At 62.2% G+C, this 25088-nt stretch carries 20 protein-coding genes; 9 read left to right on the top strand and 11 right to left on the bottom strand.

Translation table 11 applies throughout. The annotated features are described in order from the left end of the window. Nucleotides 1–74 precede the first annotated feature (74 nt). The 5 genes from arsH to AB1495_RS10055 all read right to left on the bottom strand — a co-directional run bounded on the left by arsH (nucleotide 75) and on the right by AB1495_RS10055 (nucleotide 3857). Nucleotides 75–785, bottom strand: a complete 711-nt coding sequence (gene arsH / locus AB1495_RS10075; RefSeq protein WP_074635386.1) for an arsenical resistance protein ArsH — start codon at nucleotides 783–785, stop codon at nucleotides 75–77. Next, complete coding sequence (gene arsC, locus AB1495_RS10070; protein WP_074635384.1) at nucleotides 778–1200, bottom strand: arsenate reductase (glutaredoxin); 423 nt, start codon at nucleotides 1198–1200, stop codon at nucleotides 778–780. Before arsC ends, arsH begins: the two co-directional genes overlap by 8 nt. Continuing rightward, the gene (gene arsB, locus AB1495_RS10065) at nucleotides 1197–2264 is read right to left on the bottom strand and encodes an ACR3 family arsenite efflux transporter (protein ID WP_074635383.1); all 1068 of its coding nucleotides are present in this window, start codon (nucleotides 2262–2264) and stop codon (nucleotides 1197–1199) included. The genes arsC and arsB overlap by 4 nt, the downstream gene beginning before the upstream one ends. Nucleotides 2265–2367: 103 nt before the next feature. After that, nucleotides 2368–2700, bottom strand: coding sequence for a helix-turn-helix transcriptional regulator (locus AB1495_RS10060; RefSeq protein ID WP_005852102.1), 333 nt, complete (start codon nucleotides 2698–2700; stop codon nucleotides 2368–2370). 161 nt (nucleotides 2701–2861) lie between these two features. Next, nucleotides 2862–3857, bottom strand: coding sequence for a zinc-binding alcohol dehydrogenase family protein (locus AB1495_RS10055; protein ID WP_074635382.1), 996 nt, complete (start codon nucleotides 3855–3857; stop codon nucleotides 2862–2864). A gap of 101 nt (nucleotides 3858–3958) precedes the next feature. Here AB1495_RS10055 and AB1495_RS10050 point away from each other — a divergent pair, with 101 nt between their 5' ends. Further along, nucleotides 3959–4864 carry a LysR family transcriptional regulator gene (locus AB1495_RS10050; RefSeq protein ID WP_074635381.1) on the top strand — a complete coding sequence of 302 codons (906 nt, stop codon included), beginning with the start codon at nucleotides 3959–3961 and terminating at the stop codon, nucleotides 4862–4864. A 191-nt stretch (nucleotides 4865–5055) separates the two neighbouring features. Here the strand turns inward: AB1495_RS10050 and AB1495_RS10045 are convergent, their stop codons facing one another. Further along, nucleotides 5056–5910 (bottom strand): MurR/RpiR family transcriptional regulator, encoded by an 855-nt coding sequence (locus AB1495_RS10045; protein ID WP_074635380.1) that lies wholly within the window; start codon nucleotides 5908–5910, stop codon nucleotides 5056–5058. Between the two features lie 174 nt (nucleotides 5911–6084). Between AB1495_RS10045 and AB1495_RS10040 the strand changes: the two genes are divergently transcribed. Next, entirely contained in the window at nucleotides 6085–7413 is a 1329-nt protein-coding gene (locus AB1495_RS10040; RefSeq protein WP_074635378.1) for an aspartate aminotransferase family protein, read from the top strand. Then, nucleotides 7410–8189, top strand: a complete 780-nt coding sequence (locus AB1495_RS10035; protein ID WP_074635376.1) for a 3-keto-5-aminohexanoate cleavage protein — start codon at nucleotides 7410–7412, stop codon at nucleotides 8187–8189. The genes AB1495_RS10040 and AB1495_RS10035 overlap by 4 nt, the downstream gene beginning before the upstream one ends. Before the next feature lie 182 nt (nucleotides 8190–8371). Here AB1495_RS10035 and AB1495_RS10030 read toward each other — a convergent pair whose 3' ends face one another. After that, the gene (locus tag AB1495_RS10030) at nucleotides 8372–10654 is read right to left on the bottom strand and encodes an adenosylcobalamin-dependent ribonucleoside-diphosphate reductase (protein WP_064217329.1); all 2283 of its coding nucleotides are present in this window, start codon (nucleotides 10652–10654) and stop codon (nucleotides 8372–8374) included. A 123-nt stretch (nucleotides 10655–10777) separates the two neighbouring features. Between AB1495_RS10030 and AB1495_RS10025 the strand changes: the two genes are divergently transcribed. Next, the gene (locus AB1495_RS10025; RefSeq protein WP_005852088.1) at nucleotides 10778–11209 is read left to right on the top strand and encodes a DUF1489 family protein; all 432 of its coding nucleotides are present in this window, start codon (nucleotides 10778–10780) and stop codon (nucleotides 11207–11209) included. Nucleotides 11210–11344: 135 nt separating this feature from the next. On the opposite strand, the gene hisG is transcribed toward AB1495_RS10025, so the two are convergent. From hisG to hisS, 3 genes are read right to left on the bottom strand one after another with little or no spacing between them, the layout of a single operon-like run. Further along, a complete protein-coding gene (gene hisG / locus AB1495_RS10020) occupies nucleotides 11345–12034 on the bottom strand; it encodes an ATP phosphoribosyltransferase (protein ID WP_037963380.1) in 690 nt (229 codons plus the stop codon). Further along, complete coding sequence (locus AB1495_RS10015) at nucleotides 12031–13110, bottom strand: ATP phosphoribosyltransferase regulatory subunit (RefSeq protein WP_074635373.1); 1080 nt, start codon at nucleotides 13108–13110, stop codon at nucleotides 12031–12033. The genes hisG and AB1495_RS10015 overlap by 4 nt, the downstream gene beginning before the upstream one ends. After that, nucleotides 13110–14618, bottom strand: a complete 1509-nt coding sequence (gene hisS / locus AB1495_RS10010; RefSeq protein WP_074635372.1) for a histidine--tRNA ligase — start codon at nucleotides 14616–14618, stop codon at nucleotides 13110–13112. Before hisS ends, AB1495_RS10015 begins: the two co-directional genes overlap by 1 nt. A 158-nt stretch (nucleotides 14619–14776) precedes the next feature. Between hisS and AB1495_RS10005 the strand changes: the two genes are divergently transcribed. Then, the gene (locus tag AB1495_RS10005) at nucleotides 14777–14971 is read left to right on the top strand and encodes a SlyX family protein (protein ID WP_037943646.1); all 195 of its coding nucleotides are present in this window, start codon (nucleotides 14777–14779) and stop codon (nucleotides 14969–14971) included. 45 nt (nucleotides 14972–15016) lie between these two features. Here AB1495_RS10005 and dnaE read toward each other — a convergent pair whose 3' ends face one another. Further along, on the bottom strand, nucleotides 15017–18550 hold the full coding sequence (gene dnaE / locus AB1495_RS10000; RefSeq protein WP_074635370.1) for a DNA polymerase III subunit alpha: 3534 nt from the start codon (nucleotides 18548–18550) through the stop codon (nucleotides 15017–15019). Nucleotides 18551–18774: 224 nt separating this feature from the next. Between dnaE and xdhA the strand changes: the two genes are divergently transcribed. The 4 genes from xdhA to AB1495_RS09980 are packed head-to-tail and all read left to right on the top strand — an operon-like array spanning nucleotide 18775 to nucleotide 25073. After that, a complete protein-coding gene (gene xdhA / locus AB1495_RS09995; protein ID WP_074635368.1) occupies nucleotides 18775–20193 on the top strand; it encodes a xanthine dehydrogenase small subunit in 1419 nt (472 codons plus the stop codon). Beyond that, nucleotides 20190–22595 carry a xanthine dehydrogenase molybdopterin binding subunit gene (gene xdhB / locus AB1495_RS09990; RefSeq protein WP_074635367.1) on the top strand — a complete coding sequence of 802 codons (2406 nt, stop codon included), beginning with the start codon at nucleotides 20190–20192 and terminating at the stop codon, nucleotides 22593–22595. The genes xdhA and xdhB overlap by 4 nt, the downstream gene beginning before the upstream one ends. After that, entirely contained in the window at nucleotides 22585–23556 is a 972-nt protein-coding gene (xdhC, locus tag AB1495_RS09985; RefSeq protein ID WP_074635365.1) for a xanthine dehydrogenase accessory protein XdhC, read from the top strand. The genes xdhB and xdhC overlap by 11 nt, the downstream gene beginning before the upstream one ends. Then, nucleotides 23553–25073, top strand: coding sequence for an ABC transporter ATP-binding protein (locus tag AB1495_RS09980; protein ID WP_074635363.1), 1521 nt, complete (start codon nucleotides 23553–23555; stop codon nucleotides 25071–25073). The genes xdhC and AB1495_RS09980 overlap by 4 nt, the downstream gene beginning before the upstream one ends. The last annotated feature ends 15 nt before the right edge of the window (nucleotides 25074–25088 follow it).

Below are 25088 nucleotides of genomic sequence, written 5' to 3'. Positions count from 1 at the left end.
GCTGTCGCGCAAATCATTCAAGCCGCGTCCCGTTCAACATACGGATATTTCTGCCCCTGCGGTCGACAAATCGGTCAGATCGATTTCTGGTTCACGCGCTTCGACAGCTCGGCGGCGCTTTCCTTACGCTCGCTATAGCGATCCAGCAGGTAGTCTTTCCTGTCTTTGGTCAGCACCGTGAACTTCACCAGCTCTTCCATGACATCAACGACCCGATCATAGAACGGCGATGGCTTCATCCGATCCGCGTCGTCAAACTCCAGAAAGGCTTTGGGGGTGGAGGACTGGTTCGGGATCGTGAGCAACCGCATCCAACGCCCAAGAATGCGCAGCTGGTTCACGGCGTTAAAGCTTTGTGACCCCCCGCTGACCTGCATCACGGCCAGCGTTTTGCCCTGCGTCGGGCGCACACCGCCCAAGGACAGCGGAATCCAGTCGATCTGGGTTTTCATGATGCCGGTCATGGCCCCGTGGCGTTCGGGTGAACACCAGACCATACCGTCCGACCACGTGACCAGATCGCGCAGCTCCTGCACTTTGGGGTGACTGGCGTCGGCATCATCCGGCAGCGGCAGGCCAGACGGCGAATAGGTACGCGTGTCGGCCCCCAGCCGTGTCAGAATGCGCGCGGCTTCCTCTGTCATGAGCCGGCTGAACGACCGGTCCCGCAATGATCCGTAAAGCAACAAAATACGCGGGCGATCCGCGTCTGCTGCGGGCTCAAGCAGACGCGCCGCATCAATCGCTTTGAAATGGGTGTCATCAAGGTTCGGGGTATCAGGCAACTCGGTTTCCTTCCGCGTCAATCAGTAAAGAGCCGTCTTCCTTGGTCAGCGGCCCCTGTGGGAGGTGGTCAAGCAAGTCCAACACGGCCTCGCTTGGGCGGCACAGCCGGACGCCTTTGGGTGTGCAGACAATGGGGCGATTGACCAGAATGGGGTGTTCCAGCATGGCGGCCAGAAGGGCTTCGTCGCCCACGTCAGGATCCAGCAGCCCCAATGCCTCTGCCGGAGATCGCTTTACCCGCAAAGCGCTGCGCGGCGTCAAACCCGCCGCCGCGAAAAGCCCCAAAAGCTGTTCGCGCGTCCAGCCGGTATCAAGATAGGGGATCACAACGGGCTCCACGCCCGATGCTTTTATGATGGCCAGCACATTGCGGGACGTGCCGCAGTCGGGGTTATGATGAATGACAACACTCACGCTGACCCCTCCGAGGCAGGGAACCAGTGGCGGGTTCTGTTTGCAAAAGCGACAAGCGACAGCATGACAGGCACTTCAACCAAGACACCGACCACCGTCGCCAATGCTGCACCGGATCCGAGCCCGAAAAGGCTGATCGCAACCGCGACCGCCAGCTCGAAAAAGTTGGAGGTGCCGATCAAGGCGCAGGGTGCCGCGACGTTGAAGGGGATACCCCAGGCCCGCGCGACCCCATAGGCCAGAAAGAATATCCCGTAGGACTGGATCAGAAGCGGCACAGCGATCAGGGCAATCACCAGCGGCCGGTCCAGGATCACCTCGCCCTGAAACGCGAAAAGCAAGACCACCGTCACAAGCAGACCGATGATCGAAAACGGCTGCACACCCGCCTTGAACCGATCCACCGCCGCTTCGCCGCCTTGCGCAATCAGCCGCTGGCGCGTCAGATATCCCACGAAAAGCGGCAGCATTACGTAAAGGCCCACGGACAACAGCAGCGTATCCCAAGGCACAACGATATCCGTGGCCCCCAGCAAGAAGGCAACGATGGGCGCGAAGGCGAACACCATGATGACGTCGTTCACGCTCACCTGCACCAGCGTATAGGTCGCATCCCCCCGCGTCAGGTTCGACCAGACGAACACCATCGCGGTACAGGGTGCGGCCCCCAGCAGGATAACGCCCGCAAGATAGGCCTGCGCGTCATCCGGCGGGATCAGACCTGCGAAAAAATAGTTAAAGAACAACACGCCAAGGGCGGCCATGGTGAAGGGCTTGACCAGCCAGTTCACCACCACCGTGACAACCAACCCTTTCGGCTTGTCCCCCACCTGACGCAAGGCTCCGAAATCCACACCGACCATCATCGGGAACACCATCGCCCAGATCAGCACCGCAACGGGCAGGTTCACCGACGCCACCTCAAGCCCGGCGAGCATGCCAAAGGCAGTCGGAAACAGATTGCCAAGCAGCAGCCCCGCGCCAATCGCCAGCGCCACCCAGACGGACAGCCATTTTTCAAACGTGCCCAGACCCGCCGCCGCGGGAAGTGTCGTATCAGTCATGTCGAACCTTCAAAAATTGCAGCCCCTTGGCCGTGAATATGTGGTTGCCCGATGTCAGCACAGGAATGTTACAGGACCAATGCGGCACCTCCCCCATGCGCGTCTAACAGGGGCAGGCGAGCTCGTTTATGATGGGCTGGCAGAGTTCCGGGCGCCCGCCGCAGCAATCCTCCATCAGAAAGGCGAGCAAACCGCGCAGCCCCTCCATATCGGCAAAGTAACGAATGCTTCGCCCTTCGCGCTTGCTGCGAATAAGGCCCGAACGTGCCAGAATCGCGAGGTTGGTCGACATCGTGTTCTGTCGCACCCCCAAGGTGTCGCCGATATCGCCTGCCGACATTCCCCCTTCTCCGGCTGTGATGAGAAGACGGAAGACATCAAGGCGGGTGACCTGACTGAGCGCCGCAAAAGCGTCGAGAGCGTGATTCTTATCCATATATCGGGAATTATTGATTCACTTGACGCAGGTCAAGCCCTGATCAGCAACTCGTTGCGCTTACGCGAACCTATGGGCAATCTACGCGCCCCTTCAAAGGCGGAAGGGACGCGGGGGCGTGGCGTGAACATGGCACGACGCCCCCGCGTGATCTCTATTACTTAAAGTCCGCCAAGCACCTGTTTGCCAATCACGCGACCGCTTTCTTGCCGCAGATGCGCTGCGCGCAGCGCCTCGACGGTCAGCGCCTCGCCGCGCTCGGTGACTGTCGACTGCAATGTGCCTGCGTCGATCATCGCTGCGACGCGGTTCAGCAGGTCTTGCTGGGCATCCATATCGTCGGTCGCGAACATCGAACGGGTGAACATGAATTCCCAATGGATGCTCAACGCCTTGGGCTTGGCCGCCTTGATATCCAGCGCCTCGGGGTCGTCGATCAGCGCGATCTGGCCGCGGGGCGCGATCAAGTCGATGATTGCGGGCCAATGCTGATCCGTCGCCGTCAACGCGGCGACATAGCTTGGGGTCTGGCTCAGCTCTGCCAGCTGCGCGGCTAGGTCACCGCGATGGTCAACCACGTGATCCGCCCCCATCTTGCGCACCCAATCCTCGGTCTCGGGCCGAGAGGCCGTCGCAATGACGGTAAGCCCGGTCAGCGCTTTGGCCAACTGGATAAGGATAGAGCCGACGCCGCCAGCGCCACCGATCACCAGCAAGCTTTGCTCCGCGCCGCCCCCTTCGGTCAGGCGGAATGCGTCGAACAACATCTCCCACGCGGTGATCGAGGTCAGCGGCAGCCCCGCCGCTTCGGTAAAGTCGAGGCTGGCCGGCTTGCGCCCGACGATCCGTTCATCGACGGCATGGAATTCCGCATTGGTGCCCGCGCGCGTGACGTCGCCCGCATAGAAGACCTCATCGCCGACCTTAAAGCCGGTGACCGACGCGCCTACTTCGGCCACGACGCCTGCCGCGTCAAAGCCCAGAACGCGCGCCGCGCCTTCGGGTTGGGTGGCGGCGCGCAGCTTCACGTCGACCGGATTGACCGAGATGCCTTTCACCGCGACCAGCAGATCACGCGGTCCCACCGCGGCCCGGTCGATTTCAATCATATCGAGCGTGTCCGCAGGGCCCGCCGCGCTATATCCAATGGCTTTCATTTCTTTGTTCCTTCATTGTGTCGCTGAAAAATAGGTCTTGTGAAACGGTAGAAAACCGGCATTTTTCCGATTTGATTATTCGGATAGCGGAGATAATAGCGGTGGATACTGACAACCTGCGCCTTTTTGTAATGGCCGCCGACCGGCTAAACATCTCTGCTGCCGGACGGAATCTGGGTCTTGCCCCTGCGGTCGCCAGCGCCCGCCTTGCCAAACTGGAACAGGAGCTTGGCGTAGAGCTGCTGCGACGCACCACCCGTAAAGTGTCGCTGTCGCTCGAAGGGTCCGACTTCCTTCCTTACGCGCGGGAGATACTGGCGCAGGCAGAGGCGGCGATGGCCGTTCTTGGCAGCCATGAAACCAGCCCCAAGGGCACCATCCGATTTGCCGCGCCAAGCAGTTTCGCGCAGCGTCACATTATGCCCCTTCTGCCGCAGTTTCACGCGGCGTTCCCCGACCTTACGCTCGAACTTCGCCTGTCTGACGCACGGTTTGACGCGATCGAGGGCAGTTTTGACCTGGCGTTGCGCGCGGCCCCCCTGACCGACAGCAGCCTCAAGGGGCGCAAGCTGGCGGATGATACCCGCGTTCTTTGTGCCTCTCCTGCATATCTTGAGGAACACGGCGTACCGCAGTCACCGGCAGAGCTTCGGGGGCATCGGTTTCTGGCATGGATCGACCTTGAGCCGCGCGAATTGATCGGCCCAGAGGGCGAAACCGCGCCGCTTGACCCCGCCCAGATGATCTGCCGGACCATCGTTGACGATGGTGACGCTCAGCGTGAGGCCACCCTTGCGGGGGCCGGTCTGTCGATCAATTCCCTCTGGAGCGTCTCGGACGAGCTGCGCTCGGGCCGGTTGATCCGTGTCCTGCCGAAATGGAAGCTGAACGACAGTTCGGTCTTGTGGTTGATGTACCCGCGCTCAAACGTGCTTACCCCCAAGACGCGCATCCTGATCGACTTTCTCATCGCGCATCTTGGGTCACATGCAGAGTGGGGCGCGTAGCAGCCAGACCCGCGCCCACAACACGCCCGTTATCGGTATAACCGTCAGTCATGTCGCGAACTGGCCCAAGGCTTATCCTATGCGGTCACCGTCGCGCTGGACGAAAGCGACCTGCGGTCCACGGGGTTGATCACCGGTGGCTCTGGCGTGGCATTGGGCCTGCCGGATGATTTTCACCCGCGCAAGACACCTCACACGTTGTAGCCGCCATACTGCCGGATACGGTCCTCGAAGCTCGATACCCGCTCTGCCGCGTCATCCGAACGCGCGGCCATGCCGACCAGCAGCATCTCCACCGCTAGAAACGCCGAATTGAGCGACGGCAGGAAATGAGGTCCGGCCATCGGCAGCGGGACCACTTTCCAAGCGCCAACAGCGATTGGGGAGCCATGACTGTCCGTCAGCGCCAGAACCCGCGCGCCGCGGGACTGGGCGATCTGGCAGGCCTGAACCACCTCTGCCGCGTAGTGTTCATAGGTGATCCCGACGATAATATCCTCGGACGTGGCCTGAGACAGGACATCGACAATGCCCCCCGGCAGGGTCGGCACGTCTACGAAATTCGAGAAGGCCATGCCGCCCACATACGAGAAATAATGCGCGATCGCATAGCAGCTGCGCACGCCGACCACATAGACTTTGCGCGCCCCGAGCAACGGGTCGATGCACGCATTAAGCGTGTCCAGAATATCTGCCGAGAAAAGCATCGCCGTGTTTTCACCATGCGCTTCCATGAGCGCGGCGAACGCGCTGTCGCGATGTTCGTGTCTTAGTGTCTGGGCACGCGCGCCGTAGTTTGGCGCAGGTGTCTGGATCGTTGCCTGCACATCCGTGCGGAAGGCGTCAAAGCTGGTATAGCCAAGCTCCTTCGCCATACGGGTCACGGTATTCGGATTGACCCCTGCCTGCTTGGCCAGCCCGCGAATCGAGCTAAAGGCCACGAGCGAAAGGTTATCAAGAAGCCACCGCGCAAAGGACCGAAGCGCGGGCGTACCTTGCGCACTTACCTGTGACAAGCGGTCTTTCAGCGTTTCATCGTTGCTCATCAAACCCTTACCTTCTGTTAATGCGTGCCGGCGTTCACGCCGCTGTCACACCCAATGCACTGCAAAAATACATTTGCTTAATCTATTGCAATAAAATAATACAAACGCATCATCGCGCAAACAAGTGCTGATGTCACGTCACCCAAAGCGCGTCTTCAAGCAAGGACTACAGTCATGAAAAGTCGTATCTTCGGCAGATCCACCAAAGGCGCGCTGCCGGTCGCCACCAAGGGGGACGGCTGCTATCTGATCGATGCGGATGGACGTAGATATCTTGATGGTTCGGGCGGCGCTGCTGTTTCCTGTCTGGGGCATTCAAATCAGGCCGTCCGCGCTGCCCTGCACGCCCAGATTGACCAGCTTGCCTTCGCGCACACCGGCTTTTTCACGTCGGATCCGGCAGAGCGTTTGGCCGATCGCTTGGTCGAGAACGCGCCTGCGGGCATTGATCGGGTATATCTCGTCTCTGGGGGCTCCGAAGCGGTCGAGGCATCGATCAAGCTCGCGCGGCAGTATTTTCTGGAAATCGGGCAGCCCAAGCGCCACCGCGTCATTGCCCGCCGCCAAAGCTATCACGGGAATACATTGGGCGCTTTGGCAGCAGGGGGGAATGCGTGGCGTCGCACCCAGTTCGCGCCCCTGCTTGCCGACACCACCCATATCAGCCCCTGCTATGAGTACCGCGACCGGCAGGACGGCGAAACGCAAGAGGCCTACGGCCTGCGCGTGGCGAATGAATTGGAAACCGAAATCCTGCGGCTTGGCCCTGATACGGTGATGGCCTTCCTCGCGGAGCCTGTCGTGGGTGCAACCTCCGGCGCGGTTCCTGCCGTGCCGGGATATCTCAAGCGCATCCGCGAGATTTGCGACCAATATGGCGTGCTGCTGATCCTGGACGAGGTGATGTGTGGCATGGGCCGTACCGGCAAACTATTCGCCTGCACCGAGGACGGCGTCGCCCCGGACATGATCACCATCGCCAAAGGACTTGGGGCGGGCTATCAACCGATCGGCGCGCTGCTGACCTCGGCCGCCATCTATGATGCGATTGCAGCGGGCACCGGTTTCTTCCAGCACGGCCACACCTATATGGGGCACGCCTTAGCGGCCACGGCGGCCAATGCCGTGCTTAGCGAAATCCTTGACCGCGATCTGCTGTCCCATGTCACCACCCAGGGCGACAAGCTTGACGCAGCACTAAAGGCGCAGTTCGGCGATCATGACAACATTGGCGATATACGCGGGCGCGGGTTGTTCCGCGGGATCGAACTGGTTGCCGACCGCAGCACCAAAGCACCCTTCGATCCGTCCCGTGGCCTTGCCGCGCGGATCAAGAAGGAGGCCTTTGCCGCCGGTCTGATCTGCTATCCGATGTCTGGCACAATCGATGGCCAACATGGCGACCACGTGCTGCTCGCGCCGCCGTTTATCATCGAGGATGCGCAGATTGATGAGCTGGTGGGCAAGCTATCAACAGCCATCGACAAGGCGCTTGCCGCATGACCGCATTGCCCAGATTTATGGTCGCGCCGAATGGGGCGCGGCTGACCAAGGCGGATCACCCCGCCCTCCCCGTCACCATAGAAGAGACGGTCGCCTGCGCGCTAGCCTGCCATGCTGCGGGTGCCGATGGCCTTCATGCGCATGTGCGCGATACCGAGCAACGGCATGTTCTGGACCTCGGGCTTTATGCCGAGCTTCTGAGCGAGCTCGGCCAGCGCGCCCCTGACCTCTATGTTCAGATCACCAGCGAGGCCGCGGGCCGCTTTACCCCCGCAGAACAACGCCATCTGGTCGAAACCCTGAAACCGCGCGCCGTGTCGGTCGCGCTGCACGAGGTCACGGCCGATCAAGAGAATGCCGCCACCCGACGGTTCTTTGCCATGTGCGCCGAAGCGAAGATCGACGTTCAACACATCCTCTATGACACTGCGGATATCGCCCATCTTGCCCGGCTTGTCGCACAAGGCGATGTCCCCCGCGACAGGCTGAAGACCCTGATCGTTCTGGGGCGCTATACCAGCGGCCAGACCAGCACACCCGCGGAAGTCGCAGCACTGGCACAAAGGCTAAAATCGGCCTTGCCGGACGCCGACTGGGCCGCCTGCGCCTTCGGCCCCCAAGAAACCGCCTGCCTGATCGAGGCCATGCGCCACGGCGGCAAGACCCGGATCGGATTCGAGAACAACCGCTTGAACGCAGACGGACAAGTCGCGGCAAACAATGCCGAGAGGGTCACGGAACTGGTGACACAGGCCAAGCGCGCCGGATTTGCGTGACCCTTATCGTAAGACGCAAGTGAAGCGGGTTCGGTGAGCGTGTTGATCGCTGACTCGAAGCAACACCACACAGGCGCGCGGCCTTGATTGTGGATTCATCTGCAGATCTTGGGGATCCGAAAATTGGACGCAATGGTTTGAGGAATAAGGGTGAGGTTTTGAAACCTCACCCCCAACTCCAATTAGCCACACTTACTATGGCCGCAGCTACCGCAGGTCATGCAGCCTTCGACCATGCGCAGGTCGTATTGGCCGCAGCTGCTGCAGGCTTTGCCGCGGGGGGCGTCCAGGCCGACGACCTTGGCTTGCGGGTCGGATTTCAGCCCCTGCCCTTCGCCCGCGATAAAACCGGTTGCGATCAAATGTTGTTCGATCACGCCCCCGATAGCGGCCAGCATCGAGGGGATGTATTTGCCGCGCATCCAGGCGCCGCCGCGCGGGTCAAAGACGGCCTTCAGCTCTTCGACGACAAAGGACACATCACCACCGCGACGGAACACGGCAGAGATCATGCGGGTAAGCGCCACGGTCCAGGCAAAATGCTCCATGTTCTTGGAGTTGATAAAGACCTCGAACGGACGACGATGCCCGCCGATCACCACATCGTTAATGGTGATATACAGCGCATGCTCGCTGTCGGGCCATTTGATCTTGTAGGTGGAGCCCTCAAGCTCTTCCGGACGGTCCAGCGGATCGGACATATAAACGACCTCGCCGCCTTCCTCAGCGGTGGCTTGGGCCGCCACCTCGCCCGGGGCTGTATCGGCGCTTTCTGACACCGACAGAACCGATCCGGTCACGTCATTGGGACGATAGGTCGTGCAGCCTTTGCAGCCTTGATCCCAAGCGGCCATATAAACATCCTTGAACGCGTCAAAGCTGATGTCTTCGGGGCAGTTGATGGTTTTCGAGATGCTGCTATCGACCCATTTCTGTGCCGCGGCCTGCATCTTGACGTGATCCAGAGGGGCCAGCGTCTGCGCATTAACGAAATAGTCGGGCAAGGGCGCGTCGCCCTTCAGATCGCGCCACATCTGTACGGCGTAATCGACGACTTCTTCCTCCGTCCGGCTGCCATCCTTTTGCAGAACCTTGCGGGTGTAGGCATAGGCAAAGACCGGCTCGATCCCCGAGCTGACGTTGCCTGCATAAAGGCTGATGGTGCCTGTGGGCGCGATCGAGGTCAAAAGCGCGTTGCGGATGCCGTTTTCGGCAATGGCGTCGCGCACATCCTCATCCATCTGCTGCATGGTGCCGGACGCCAGATAGGCGTCCGCCTCGAACAGCGGGAAGGCCCCCTTTTCCTTCGCCAGATCGACGGAGGCCAGATAGGCCGCCCGCGCAATCGCCTTGAGCCACGCCTCGGTCTGCTCTGCCGCCGCGTCCGAGCCATAGCGTAGCCCGACCATCAACAAGGCATCCGCCAGACCGGTGACACCCAGCCCGATGCGACGCTTGGCTTTCGCCTCTGCCTGCTGTTCGTCAAGCGGGAATTTCGACACGTCAACGACGTTATCCATCATGCGCACAGCGGTCGCGACCAGCTTGTTCAGCGCCTCGACATCCAGCTGAGGGTTGTCGCCAAACGGATCGGATACCATCCGCGCCATATTGATCGACCCCAGCAAACAGGCACCATAGGGCGGCAGCGGCTGTTCCCCACAGGGGTTTGTGGCGGCGATGGTTTCGCAATAGCTCAGGTTGTTGGCCTCGTTGATGCGATCGATAAAGATCACACCGGGCTCGGCGAACTCGTACGTGGCTTTCATGATCCGGTTCCACAGGTCACGGGCCTGAACGGTGCGATAGACCTTGCCGTTGAACTGCAGATCCCAGCTGGCATCGGCCTTGACCGCATCCATGAAAGGGTCTGTGATCAACACGGACATGTTGAACATCCGCAGCCGCGCGGGGTCGGATTTCGCGGCGATGAAGTCTTCGACATCAGGGTGGTCACAGCGCATTGTGGCCATCATCGCGCCACGGCGCGAACCGGCGGACATGATCGTCCGACACATGGCATCCCAGACATCCATAAAGCTCAGCGGGCCGGAGGCGTCAGCAGAGACCCCCAGCACATCCGCGCCACGGGGCCGGATGGTGGAAAAGTCATAGCCGATCCCGCCCCCCTGCTGCATGGTCACAGCGGCTTCTTTGAGCATGTCGAAGATGCCGGCCATGCTGTCAGGCACGGTCCCCATGACGAAACAGTTGAACAATGTCACACGGCGCGCAGTACCTGCCCCGGCAGTGATGCGGCCCGCGGGGAGGAATTTGAAATCCTCCAGCGCTTCGTAAAATGCCTCTTCCCATTTTTCCGGTGCTTTTTCGACCTGTGCCAGATCACGGGCGATTCGCCGCCAGCTGTCTTCTACCGTCACATCACGCGGCGTGCCGTCGGCATCTTTAAAACGGTATTTCATGTCCCAAATCTGTTCGGCAATGGGGGCGGCAAATCGTGACATATTCGATTCCTTGAGGGCTGTTTGGGAAGGTGTTCACCATACCCCAAATCAAAGCGCAAGCACAACAGGTTGAAGAAAGTGTGTATTAGAATACATGATGCTGTAGCAGCGACGGAGGATTCTGTGAAAAATCATATACATCTCATCAAGTTGTCCGTCGGCACGGAAACCGTCGATGATCTGGCCGCATGGCAGGAAAAAAAACGCGTGCAAACCGAGGACGGTTTTCCCCGTCACGTGACGCGCATGTGGCCCAAACGCGAACCCGAGATTCTGAACGGCGGGTCGATCTTCTGGGTGATCAAAGGAGTGATCCAGTGTCGTCAGAAAATCCTGCGTCTGGACGAGACGTCGGGCGCGGACGGCGTGCGCCGCTGCGCGATCGTGCTGGACCCCAAGATCATCCGCGTGCAAGGCAGCCTCAAACGCCCGTTTCAGGGGTGGCGCTACCTTGCGCCGCAGGATGCCCCTGCCGATCTGCCCGAAGGCCGCGACCACGAAGAGCCTCTGCCCATCGAGTTGAACCGCGCGCTGGCCGAGATCGGCGTGCTCTAGCAGCAGCCCCTGCGCGCGCATCCCCCGCGGGATTTGAGTTTACTTGGCAAAATGAAGCAGGGCCGCGCGTGCCTCTTCATTTTGCCCTTAAACTCCCGCCGGAGGCGCATCCGCAGGATGCCACGCGCATGCGCGTCAGGACAGTCGCGCCAGCAGGGCCGTCATCGTCGCGCGATCCGCATCATCCATCTCTGCCATCCGGCTTCGCCAAAGCGTCGCCTGTGACCGCAGGATCAGCCCGTCGGACAGGATCTTGAGGTGATTGGCGCGCAATGTCTCCCCGCTCGAGGTGATGTCGGCGATGGCCTCTGCGGTTTCATTCTTGATCGTGCCTTCGGTCGCCCCCTGGCTGTCGACCAGCGCATAATCCGCGACACCGGTGCTGCGCAGGAATTCCCGCACCAGCCGGTGGTATTTCGTCGCAATGCGCAGGCGGAACCCGTGCTTGTCGCGGAACGCCGAGGCGGCGGCATCCAGATCATCGAGCGTATCAACATCGATCCAGGCCTGAGGCACAGCAATGATCAGATCGGCATGCCCGAAGGCGAGCTCTTCTACCGGGGCGACAAGCTGATCCCACAGCGCCAGTTTCTCTTGCACCAGATCGGTGCCGGTGACGCCCAGATGGATACGGCCAGCGGCGAGTTCGCGGGGAATTTCGCCCGCAGAGAGCAGGATCAACGACACGCCCTCAATACCTTCGACGGCCCCCGCGTATTCACGTTCGGAGCCTGTGCGCTGCAAGGTGATCCCGCGCGCGGCAAACCATTCAAAGGTTTTCTCCATCAGACGCCCTTTCGAGGGCACACCGAGTTTGATCGTCATTGGCCTGCCTCCAGTTCCAGCATCAGCCCGGGGCGCATGACGCCCCCCACCGCGGGGATTTCCCCGCCCTGCCCCAGCCGCCGTGTCAGCGCGTCATAGCGTCCGCCTGTGGCGATGGTGGGCAGGTCGGGCCGTGTCGCCGCGCGGAAGCCGAAGACGAACCCGTCATAATATTCCATCGACACGCGACCAAAGCTGGCTTCGAACATCAGGTTACCGGTATCGACACCGCGGCCGGCAAGCGCCTTTTCCCGCGCCGCGACACGGTCCACCGCATCAGAGATCGCGGGCATATCGACGGCAAGGTCATGCAACTGGCTGATCGCATTGGGCATGGTTTCACGCACATCCAGCAGCGCCAGCAGCAAGGACACCTGCGTCCGCGACAGGGCCGGCTCGGTGGCGTCGGCGCGCAGGGCGGCGATGCGTGTTTCAATCTCGTCCAGACTGCGCAGGCCGATCAGTGGTGCGGTGATTACACCGTCACTGGCCAAGAGCGCCGCGCGGGTCGCGGGCATCGGCGTTTTGCCAGCATAGCGGTCGAGCAACGCACGGAACCGGCGGGGCCGCCAGATGTGCCGCATCAATGCCGCCTTGCGCGATGCCGATGTATCCAGCCCCGCAACCGCAGCCATCAAGATACCGATATCCCCCGTCACGGCAGTGACCGGAAGCCCCTCCAACGCGCCCTGGATCAGGGCAAAGACTTCGGCATCGGCTGCCGCGGGATCGCCACGGTCAAAGACTTCGTAGCCCGCCTGAATATATTCATTGGCGCGGTTGGGGTCACGTTCCTGACGGCGGAACACTTCGCCCGCGTAGGTGTAGCGTGCCGGGTCCGCCCCATGGGCCATATGCATCTGCACCACGGGCAAGGTATAATCGGGGCGCAGCATTTGTTCGCCCCGCATCGCATCCGAGGTGACATAGGCGCGCGCGCGGATGTCTTCGCCATAAAGGTCCAGCAGGGTCTCGGCGGGTTGCAGGATCGGGGGTTCCACCACCGCAGCCCCCTGCGCCTCGAACAAGGCGCGCAGGCTTGCGGCCTTGGCGAGGATGTCGGATCGTGTAGCCATCAGCGGTTAAGCTCCAGTATCTCGCGCACTTTGGAGACAAGATCCCCACGCGCCACTTCATATTGACTGGGGCGGTCTTTCCATTCCTCGAGCGTGGCGCTTTCAGCGATTTTCGCGCCAAGGATCAGGTCCTTGATCTGGATCATACCCTTGTCAAATTCATCCCCGCCCGCGATCACCGCCACCGGGCTGGTGCGGCGGTCTGCATATTTCAGCTGGTTGCCAAAGTTCTTTGGGTTGCCCAGATAAACCTCGGCCCGGATGCCCGCCTGACGCAATTCGGCGACCATCGCCTGATAGTCGGACATGCGCGCCTTATCCATCACGGTCACCACCACGGGCCCTTCGGCCTGCGCCGACATCCGGCCCTTGGCCTGCAGTGCTGCAAGCAGCCGGTCGACGCCGATAGAGACGCCCGTTGCAGGGACTTCCTGACCGGTGAAGCGCTTGACCAGATCGTCGTACCGCCCGCCCCCTGCGACAGAGCCAAAGTTGCGGGGCCGGCCTTTTTCGTCCTGGATTTCGAAGGTCAGTTCCGCCTCGAACACCGGACCGGTGTAATAGCCAAGACCGCGCACCACGGAGGGGTCGATCTCTACGCGGTCAGCGCCGTAGCCGCCGGCCGCCATCAGATCGGCGATGGTTTCCAGCTCGTCCACGCCCTGCGCGCCTGTCTCGGAACCCGCGACCAGTTCACGCAGCCGCGCGACGGTTTCCGCACCGCTGTCGCGTTTGGCTTGCATAAAGCCCATGACCACATCGGCCTGTTCATCGCTGAGCCCTGCGCCATCGGTAAAGTCGCCGCTGTCATCCTTGCGGCCCGCGCCCAGCAATGCGCGTACGCCGTCCAGACCCAGCCGGTCGAGCTTGTCAATCGCACGCAGCACGATGCCGCGCTCGTGGGCGAAATTGTCGGGGTTGGCAGGGTCAAGCACGCCTGCGACCTCCATCACACCGTTGAGCACCTTGCGGTTGTTCACCCGCACGATGTAATCGCCGCGATCAATCCCGACTTCTTCCAGACAATCCGCCAGCATCGCGCAGATCTCTGCATCCGCTGCGACCGACGGTGCGCCGACCGTATCGGCATCGCATTGATAGAACTGGCGGAAACGCCCTGGCCCCGGCTTTTCGTTGCGCCAGACCGGCCCCATCGCATAGCGCCGATAGGGCGTGGGCAGATCGTTGCGGTGTTGTGCATAGACGCGTGCCAGCGGTGCTGTCAGGTCATAGCGCAGGGCCAGCCAGTCGCCGGGCTTGTCCGCCTCTGCATCCTCTTGCCACGCGAAGACGCCTTCATTGGGGCGGTCCACATCGGGAAGAAACTTGCCCAAGGCCTGCACCGTCTCGACCCCGGAGCTTTCCAGCGCGTCAAAGCCATAGCGATGATAGACCTGCGCAATCTTATGCAGCATCTCGGCACGCTGTGTTACTTCTGCACCGAAATAGTCACGAAACCCCTTTGGCGTTTCGGCCTTGGGGCGGGGGGTCTTTTTTGGCTTGGCCATTGGATCACATCCTGTGGGCTGAATATCGCGCTTCGCGTCTAGCCCAACCCCCCGCCAAGGGCAAGCGACGCGGCCCCGCCGCGGCACGCATGCCCCCTTATCGAATGCGCGACAACCTGTTAGGAGGACGGCAAACGCGCAAGCTGCAAGGTGCCCTCATGGATAAGCTCGAAGAACAAATGGCCCATCTGATCCGTACGGTGGATGACCTGTCCGATGTCGTCGCCCGTCAGGAGACAGAGATCGCGACCCTGACACGGCGGGTTCATATGCTGATGCAGCGCGAGGGCGAACGCGAGGCAGCGGGCTCCGACGGGGTTGTCATCGGCAACGAACGCCCGCCGCACTATTGATCGGATGCCTCATCCAGGAGGCTGCCGCCGCCCCGATGGGCCGCGTCAGATTTCCTCTACCTCCATCACGCCGGTCAGGGACCGGATGGCCCCCTTGATCTTGGGGGTGACAGGGTATTCGGCGCAAAGATCGACCTCCACCTCGCCGGGCAGGGTCGGGTCCATCAGGCACAGTTGCACCGGCCCCTTGCCCGCGCTGCGCGCCGCGGATCGGGCACCGGCCAGCACATCGGCGACCGCCTGAATAGCCCCCGCATCATCCACAAAGATCCGCAGCCCCATATTGCCCGCATCCTCGACCAACGTATCGATCGGCACCACGGACCGGCCCAGCAGTTTCAACTGGTCGCTTTCCATCGTCGCCTCGACCATGACCACGACCTTCGACCCTGTTTCAAGGTGGTCGCGCGCCAGCTCCAGCGTGTCCGAAAACAGCGTCACCTCGTAAGCGCCCGTCGGGTCCGACAGTTGCGCAAAGGCAAAGCGGTTGCCGCGCGCCGATTTACGTTCCTGCCGTCCGGCGACGATCCCTGCCAGACGGGCGTTCATCGCCCCTTTGACCGAGACTTTCTCGGTCAACTCGTCCAGCGTCAGGAACGGCACACCGCCTGTTGCGGATTTGCGTTTCATCGGCCCCATGTAATCGTCCAGCGGGTGGCCCGACAGATAGAAGCCTACGGCCTTGAACTCTTCGGTCAAACGCTCGGCGGCCTCCCAATCGTCGCAAGGCACGATGCGCGGCTCTGGCAAGTCATCCCCCGCCTCGCCAAACAGCGACACCTGATTAGAGGCTTTCTGCTCGTGGATTGCGGCGGAATAGCTGACCAACCCGTCCAGCGACTGCCAGACGCGGCGGCGGTTGTTGTCCAGCTGGTCGAACGCTCCGGAGCGGGCCAGCATCTCAAGCGGACGTTTTCCCACCCGTTTCAGATCAACCCGCCGCGCCAGATCAAAAAGCGTGGCAAAGGGCTTGTCCACACCGTCCACCTTGCGGCCTTCGGTGATCAGCTTCATTGCCTCCACCCCGACGTTTTTCAGCGCGCCCAAGGCATAGACCAACGCGCCCTCGACCACCTTGAACGTCGCATCACTGCGGTTCACACAAGGCGGCACCCAGGGCAGTTCCAGCCGTTTGCGGACCTCTTCGAAATAGACCGCCAGCTTGTCGGTCAGATGGATATCGCAGTTCATCACACCAGCCATGAATTCGACCGGATGGTTCGCCTTGAGCCATGCGGTCTGATAGCTGACCACCGCATAGGCGGCGGCGTGGGATTTGTTGAAACCATAGTTGGCGAATTTTTCCAGAAGGTCGAAAACCTCGGACGCCTTTTTCTTGTCGACCCCGTTGGCCATCGCGCCCTTTTCGAACTTGGGGCGTTCCTTGGCCATTTCCTCGGCGATCTTCTTACCCATCGCACGGCGCAGCAGGTCAGCGCCGCCAAGGCTGTAGCCCGCCATGACCTGCGCGATCTGCATAACCTGTTCCTGGTAGACGATGATGCCCTGCGTTTCCTCCAGGATGTGGTCAATCGACGGATGCACGGATTCCCGCTCGCGCTGGCCGTTCTTGACCTCGCAATAGACCGGAATATTCTCCATCGGGCCGGGCCGATACAGCGCGACCAAGGCGACGATGTCTTCGATACAGGTCGGCTTCATCCGTTTGAGCGCATCCATCATGCCGCTGGATTCCACCTGAAACACCGCCACCGTCTTGGCACTGGCATAAAGCTTGTAAGATGCCTCGTCGTCCAGCGGGATGGTGGCGATATCGTCGATCAGCCCCTCGGGCGGCTCGAACAGCTCTGTCCCGTCGGCGGCCACATGCAGGTGGCGGCCCGAAGATTTGATCTGATCTACCGCGTTCTGGATGACGGTCAGGGTCTTGAGGCCCAGAAAGTCGAACTTGACCAGACCGGCCTGTTCAACCCATTTCATGTTGAATTGCGTCGCGGGCATATCGGACCGCGGGTCTTGATAAAGCGGCACCAGCGCGTCCAGCGGCCGGTCCCCGATCACAACACCCGCCGCGTGGGTCGATGCGTTGCGCAACAGCCCCTCGACCTGCTGGCCATAGTTCAACAGCCGCGCGACGACTTCCTCGTTCTTGGCCTCCTCGCGCAGGCGTGGCTCGTCCGCGAGCGCCTTTTCGATGCTGACAGGTTTCACGCCCTCGACAGGAATCATCTTGGATAGACGATCCACCTGCCCGTAAGGCATCTGCAACACCCGCCCGATGTCACGCACCGCCGCCTTGGACAAAAGCGCCCCGAAGGTGATGATCTGCCCCACCTTGTCGCGCCCGTATTTGCGCTGCACATACTGGATCACCTCTTCCCGGCGATCCATGCAAAAGTCGATGTCAAAGTCGGGCATCGAGACCCGTTCGGGGTTCAGGAACCGTTCAAACAGCAGTTGATAGCGCAGCGGGTCCAGATCGGTAATCGTCAGCGCATAGGCCACCAGACTACCCGCCCCCGAGCCCCGTCCCGGCCCGACGGGAATATTGTTGTCCTTGGCCCATTTGATAAAATCAGCAACGATCAAGAAGTAGCCGGGGAACCCCATGCCCTCGATGATGCCCAGCTCGAAATCCAGCCGCTTTTCATATTCCTCGACGGTGGTGGCATGGGGGATCACCTTGAGCCGGTTTTTCAGCCCCTCATGCGCCTGCCGCTTGAGCTCTTCGATCTCGTCATCCGCAAACTTCGGCAGGATCGGATCACGGCGATACGCCATGAAGGCACAGCGCTTGGCGATCTCGACCGTATTCTCGATGGCTTCGGGCAGATCGGCGAACAGCGTCACCATCTCGGCCTGCGATTTGAAGTAATGCTGCGCGGTCAGCCTGCGGCGTTCGTGCTGCTGATCGACATAGGCCCCATCCGCGATACAGATCAGCGCGTCATGGGCCTCGTACATATCGGCCTTGGGGAAATAGACGTCATTCGTCGCGACCAAAGGGATGCCCATGTCATAGGCCATCTCGACAAAGCCCCGTTCGGTCAGCTGTTCGGCTACGGGCTGGCCATCCTCGCCGGGGTGGCGCTGCAACTCGACATAAAGCCGGTCGGCAAAAGCCCCGTGCAGCCGCGCCATCAATGCCTCTGCCGCGGGACGTTGACCGCCCTGCAACAGCTGCCCCACGGGGCCGCCCGCCCCGCCGGTCAGACAGATCAACCCGCCGTTCAGCGCCTCCAGCTCCTCTAGGGTGACCTGCGGCAGCGCCCCGCCCTTGTCGATATAAAGGCAGGAGTTCAACTTCATCAGGTTTTCATACCCGGCCTCGGATTGGGCCAGCAAAACCACAGGGGCCGGATCGCGCGGCTTTTCCCCCGGTTGCACCTTCACATAGGCCAGATCCACCTGACAGCCGATGATCGGCTGCACACCCGCCCCCGCCATGGCGACCGAGAATTCCAACGCGGCGAACATGTTGTTGGTATCCGTCAGGGCCAGCGCCGGCATATCGCCCCCCTTGCACAGATCGGGCAGCTTTTTCAGCCGCAACGCCCCTTCCAACAACGAATATTCGGAGTGCGTGCGCAGGTGAATGAATCGGGGTGCTTGTGCCATGAGGCCAACTTACCCAAGCCCACCCGCAGTCACCAGTCCCACCGGCACCCTGCGCCCGTTTTTCCAGCAACACGACACGCCCTTGAGCGCAGGACGCCACGAAATCTCTTGCCAAGCCCCCTTGCCCCCGCCTAGCCTCGTTCAACATTTGCCCGCGCCGCGTTCTACGTCGCATCGAACGCCGCGCAGATCACGGGCTGAGGTACCGCGGCGGAACGAACCCTATGGACATCACTTTTCTCCTCAACGGGGAAGTCGTGTCACTGACCGGCGTCTCCCCCACCATGACGCTGCTGGATTGGCTACGCGAAACCCGACATCTGACCGGCACCAAGGAAGGCTGCAACGAAGGCGATTGCGGTGCCTGCTCCGTCATGATCAGCGACGATCAGGGCCACCGCGCCCTGAACGGCTGCATCCTGTTCCTGCCCCAGATCAACGGCAAATCCGTGACCACCGTCGAAGGGCTCTCAGCGTCTGACGGCAGCCTGCATCCCGTGCAGCAGACCATGGTCGACTATCACGGCAGCCAATGCGGCTTTTGCACGCCGGGCTTTGCCGTCACCATGGCCACCGACCATCTGAACGGCGCCACCGACCACGACACGCAGCTCGCCGGCAACCTGTGCCGCTGCACCGGCTACGCACCCATCATCCGCGCCGCCAAAGCCGCCGAGGCCGCCCCCGTGCCCGCGCATCTGCGCAACCTCAAACTTCCAGATGGCCCTAAATCCTCGGGGGGGCCGGCGCAGCCGGACGGGGGCGGACAGCCCCCTGCGACCTCGCTTCCCACGACCACGGATGAACTGGCCCACTGGTACGCCGACCACCCCGATGCGACCCTGATTGCGGGGGCAACGGATGTCGGCCTCTGGGTCACCAAACAATTCCGCGATCTGGGGCCGGTCGTGTTTCTCAACCAGATCCCCGACCTGCGCGGCGTCACCGATGGCGGGGATCACTGGCGCATCGGCGCAGCCACCACCCTTGCCACGCTTACCGCGCATTTTGCCCCGCTCTACCCCAGCTTGGGCGCGATGCTCCGGCGGTACGGATCCGCGCAGGTGCGCAATGCGGCCACCATCGGGGGCAACATCGCCAATGGCTCGCCCATCGGGGACGGCCCTCCGGCGCTCATCGCGATGGGGGCAACATTGCACCTGCGTCACGGCGACACCCGCCGGAGCCTGCCGCTTGAGGATTTCTTTATCGACTACGGCAAACAGGACCGCGCCCCCGGAGAATTTGTCGAGGCGATCACCGCACCGAAACTCCCCACCGGCAGCGACGACACCCTGCGCTGCTACAAGATCAGCAAACGTTTCGATCAGGACATCTCGGCCCTGTGCGGCTGTATCAACATCACCCGCGCGGGCGATGTGATCACTGACGCACGCATCGCCTTTGGCGGCATGGCAGGCACACCGAAACGGGCAAGCCAGACCGAAGCCCTGTTAATCAATCAACCCTTTGACGCGGCGACGATCCGCCGCGCGATGGATGCCTTGGCACTGGATTATCAGCCGATGACCGACATGCGCGCCTCGGCGCAGTATCGCCTGCTGACCGCCCAGAACCTGCTGCTGCGCTATCTGCATGACGTGAACGGCCTGCCCACGAACCTGCACGAGGTGACAGCATGAGCGTTGCCAAACCCCTCCCCCATGATGCAGCCAAGCTCCATGTCACGGGGGCTGCGCGTTACGTTGACGACATCCCGACACCGGCCACAACGCTGCATATCGCCTTTGGACTGAGCACGGTGGCCGCGGGCACGCTCAACGGCATGGACCTGCGCGATGTCGCTGCTGCCCCCGGGGTGGTGGCGGTGCTGACGGCAGCGGATTTACCCTTTGACAATGACGTATCGCCGTCAAACCATGACGAACCCCTGCTGGCCACCGACGCGGTACATTATGCGGGCCAACCCGTGTTCATGGTCATCGCGACAACCCACCTTGCCGCTCGCCACGCCGCGCGGCTTGGGGCGGTGGACATCACCCCGACCACCCCGATCCTGACCATAGAAGAGGCCCTAGCCGCCGATGCTCGGTTCGAGGATGGCCCCCGCATCTACCAAAAAGGCGATGCCGCAGCCGCGCTGACCACCGCCGCCCAAAGCCTCAGCGGGACGATCAATATCGGCGGGCAAGAGCATTTCTACCTCGAAGGTCAGGCCGCCCTCGCCCTGCCGCAAGATAATGGCGACATGGTCGTCCATTCCTCGACCCAGCACCCGACCGAGATCCAGCATAAGGTGGCAGAGGCGCTTGGCACGCCGATGCACGCCGTGCGGGTAGAGACGCGGCGCATGGGCGGTGGTTTTGGTGGCAAGGAAAGCCAGGGCAACGCGCTCGCCGTGGCCTGTGCCGTCGCCGCTGCCCGCACGGGACGCCCCTGCAAAATGCGCTATGACCGCGATGACGATATGATCGTCACAGGCAAACGCCATGATTTCCGCATCGACTATACCGCTGGCTTCGACGCCACTGGCCGCATCTCGGCGCTGGATTTCACCCATTACACCCGCTGTGGCTGGGCGATGGACCTGTCCCTGCCCGTGGCCGACCGTGCGATGCTGCATGCGGATAATGCCTATCACCTCGATAACATCCGCATCACCTCGCACCGCTTGCGCACCAACACGCAAAGCGCCACGGCGTTTCGCGGGTTTGGCGGGCCACAGGGGATCGTGGGCATCGAACGGGTCATGGACCATATCGCGCAGTCACTCGGGTTTGATCCGCTGGCTGTGCGGCGGGCCAATTTCTATGCCGATGTAATGCAGCCTGACGCAACCGGACAGGCCCATGACCACCGCGCCCTGCCCCATGACACCGAGGCGGATCTTGCCTCTCGCGGGGCACCGCCCGCACCACAAGAGAGCACGCCACCCCAGCCCACGGGTCTGCAAACCACCCCCTACCACCAACCGGTGCAGGACTGTATCATCAACGCGCTGACCGACCGGCTGGCCAAGACATCAGACTACGCCGCCCGCCGCGCCGCCATTGCCGACTGGAACGCAACACAGCCGGTTCTGAAACGCGGCATCGCGCTGACGCCTGTCAAGTTCGGCATCTCTTTCACCCTCACCCACCTTAATCAGGCGGGGGCGTTGGTGCATGTCTATCAAGACGGGTCGATCCACCTGAACCACGGCGGCACGGAAATGGGACAAGGCCTGTTCCAGAAGGTCGCGCAGGTCGCCGCCAGCCGCTTTGGCGTTGACCTCTCGGTCGTCAAGATCACCGCGACGGATACGGGCAAGGTGCCCAATACCTCGGCCACGGCGGCGTCTTCGGGGACGGACCTGAACGGCATGGCGGTGCAAGCGGCCTGCGACACGATCCGCGACCGCATCGCCGACCATCTGGCCGAGCGTTATCAGACCACCGCAGACCAGATACGCTTTGCCCAAGGCCAGGTTCATATCGGGGAAGAGGTGATCAGCTTTGCCCAAGCCGCCGCCTCTGCCTATGAAAACCGCGTGTCGCTGTCCTCCACCGGCTACTACAAGACACCCGAAATCGAATGGGACCGCATCAAGGGCCGCGGCCGCCCGTTCTTCTACTTTGCCTATGGCGCAGCCGTCACCGAAGTGGTGATCGATACGCTAACGGGCGAAAACCGCATTTTGCGCGCGGACATCTTACACGATGCGGGCGCATCGCTGAACCCCGCGCTGGACATCGGCCAGATCGAAGGCGGCTATGTGCAGGGCGCGGGCTGGCTCACGACCGAGGAACTCGTCTGGGACGCCAAAGGCACGCTGAAAACCCATGCGCCGTCGACCTACAAGATCCCCGCCATCTCGGACCGGCCCGATGTGTTCAACGTGGCGCTTTGGGATGAACCCAACCCCGCACAGACGATCTACCGGTCAAAAGCGGTGGGGGAGCCGCCGCTGATGCTGGGAATCTCGGCCTTCATGGCGCTGTCGGATGCGGTACGCGCCTGTGGGGACGGGTTTGGCGACCTGCAAACACCCGCCACGGCCGAAGCAGTGCTGACCGCCATCGGGAAGGCCCGCAATGCCCTTTGACCGCGCAGCCCTGGCGCAGGCCGTTGCCGCGCATGGCACGGTGGCGCGCGTCGTTCTGGTGCAGGTCAAAGGCTCTGCCCCGCGTCCGGCGGGGACGTCGATGCTGGTCTGGGCGGGCGGTGCGTCCGGCACAATCGGCGGCGGCCAGCTTGAGCTGCAATCGATGCGCGACGCCGCCGCCATGCTCGCGGGTGGCCCGCGCAGCAAGCTGACCCGCGCCGCCCTTGGCCCCGCGATGAACCAATGCTGCGGCGGGGCGGTGACGGTGGTGACAGAGCGTTTCGACGCCGCCACAGTCGAAGCCCTGCCCGACACCTACCCCGACATCTACCTGCGCGCTGTTGATCCGGCGGCCCCGCCCCTTGCGGACAGTTTTCGCGCCAAGATCGACCGTGCCAGTGGCGGCACGACACCGCTCGCCATTACCCTGCACGGCGGCTGGTTGGCAGAGCCGCTGTGGCAGCCCTCGCGGCAAGTGGTCATCCACGGCGCAGGCCATGTCGGCAGCGCGCTGGCGCGTATTCTGGCCCCGCTGCCGCAGTTTCGTGTCATACTCGCCGACCCGCGCCCCTTGTATCTGGACGATCTGCCAGCGGGCGTCAGCGGCGTCGATGCCCCTTGGGGTGCCGCGCTGCACAGCGCCGAAGATGACGCGGCACATTTCATCATGACACCGGCCCATGACGACGATCTGGACCTCTGCCACCGTTTGCTGCAACGCGATTTCGCCTTTGGCGGGTTGATCGGGTCAGACACAAAATGGGCGCGGTTTCGCAGCCGTCTGGCCGCCCTTGGCCATGCCCCCGAACAGATCGCCCGCATCACCTGCCCCATCGGCGCGCGGCAATTTGGCAAGCATCCTCAAGCGATTGCGCTTGGGGTGGCCACGCAACTCTTGCAATTTGAACCCGCCCGCACGAATAAAAAGGTTCGTTTGACACAAAAGGAACGCTGCGCATGACCGACACGCCCCTTCTGGCGCTTTCCGGGCTGACCAAAGCCTACCCCGGTGTTGTCGCCAATGATGACGTGTCATTGCGGATCGCGCCGGGCGAGGTCCACGCGCTGCTGGGGGAAAACGGCGCGGGCAAGTCGACGCTGGTCAAGATGATCTATGGGCTGGTCAAACCCGACAGCGGCACGATGCAGATGCACGGAGCCAGTTTCGCCCCGCACGAGCCCCGCGCCGCACGCGCCGCCGGTGTGGGCATGGTGTTCCAGCATTTCTCGCTGTTTGACGCACTCAGCGTGGCCGAAAACATCGCACTGGGGATGGAGAACGCGCCCAAGCTGCGCACCCTCAGCAAGCAGATCCGCGACGTGTCCGAGGCCTACGGCCTGCCGCTGGCCCCCGACCGCATCGTCGGCGACCTTTCGGCCGGTGAACGCCAGCGGGTCGAGATCATCCGCTGCCTGCTGCAAGACCCCAAACTGTTGATCATGGATGAACCCACCAGCGTTCTGACCCCGCAAGAGGTTGAAATCCTGTTCAAAACCCTGCGCAAGCTCAGCGCCGAGGGCACCGCGATCCTCTATATCTCGCACAAGCTCGAAGAGATCCGCAGCCTGTGTGACAGCGCCACGATCCTGCGTTTGGGCAAAGTGGTGGGCCATTGCACCCCGTCAGAGACGACGGCACGGGATATGGCAGAAATGATGGTGGGCAGCACGCTCAAGACGCCGACCCGCGCAGGCAAGACCCCCGGCGCGGTCAAGCTGGACCTGAAGGGACTGTCCGCACCCTCGCCCAGTTCCTTTGGCATGCCGCTGCGTGACATCACCGTGCAAGTCCGCGCGGGCGAGATTCTGGGCATCGGTGGCGTGGCGGGCAACGGGCAGGATGAATTGCTGTCAGCCCTGTCGGGCGAGCTGCCGACCGCCGCTGGCATGATCGGGTTCGAGGGTCAGGACGTGGGCCAGCTTGGTCCCACCGCGCGCCGCCGTCTGGGTATCCTGACCGCGCCCGAGGAACGGCTTGGCCATGCCGCCGCCCCTGATATGTCCCTGACCGAGAATGCGATGCTGACCGGTGCCGTGCGCGAAAAGCTGGAGCGGCGTGGCATGTTGAACTGGCCCGCCGCCAAACGGTTTGCCGAACGTATCATCGCGGATTTCGACGTGCGCACCCCCGGCCCCGGCAATGCCGCGCGGTCGCTGTCGGGCGGGAACCTGCAAAAATTCGTCATCGGCCGCGAGGTGTTGCAAAATCCGCAGGTGCTAGTGGTCAATCAGCCCACATGGGGGGTCGATGCCTCTGCCGCGGCGGCGATCCGGCAGGCGCTGCTGGATCTGGCCGAAAATGGCACCGCAGTGATCGTGATCAGTCAGGATCTGGACGAGCTGATGGAAATCTCGGACCGCTTCGCCGCGCTGAACGAGGGCCGCCTGTCGGAGCCGCGCGCCGCGGCAGGGCTGACGGTGGACGAGATCGGATTGATGATGGGCGGGGCCCACGGGATGGAGGTGGCGCATGTTTGACGCGTTGCTTGCGGG

This window comes from Sulfitobacter pontiacus (assembly GCF_040790665.1).
Lineage (GTDB): Bacteria > Pseudomonadota > Alphaproteobacteria > Rhodobacterales > Rhodobacteraceae > Sulfitobacter > Sulfitobacter pontiacus.
The sequence above is the reverse complement of the archived record's forward strand: the minus strand, read 5'-3'. Positions and strand labels throughout refer to the sequence as shown.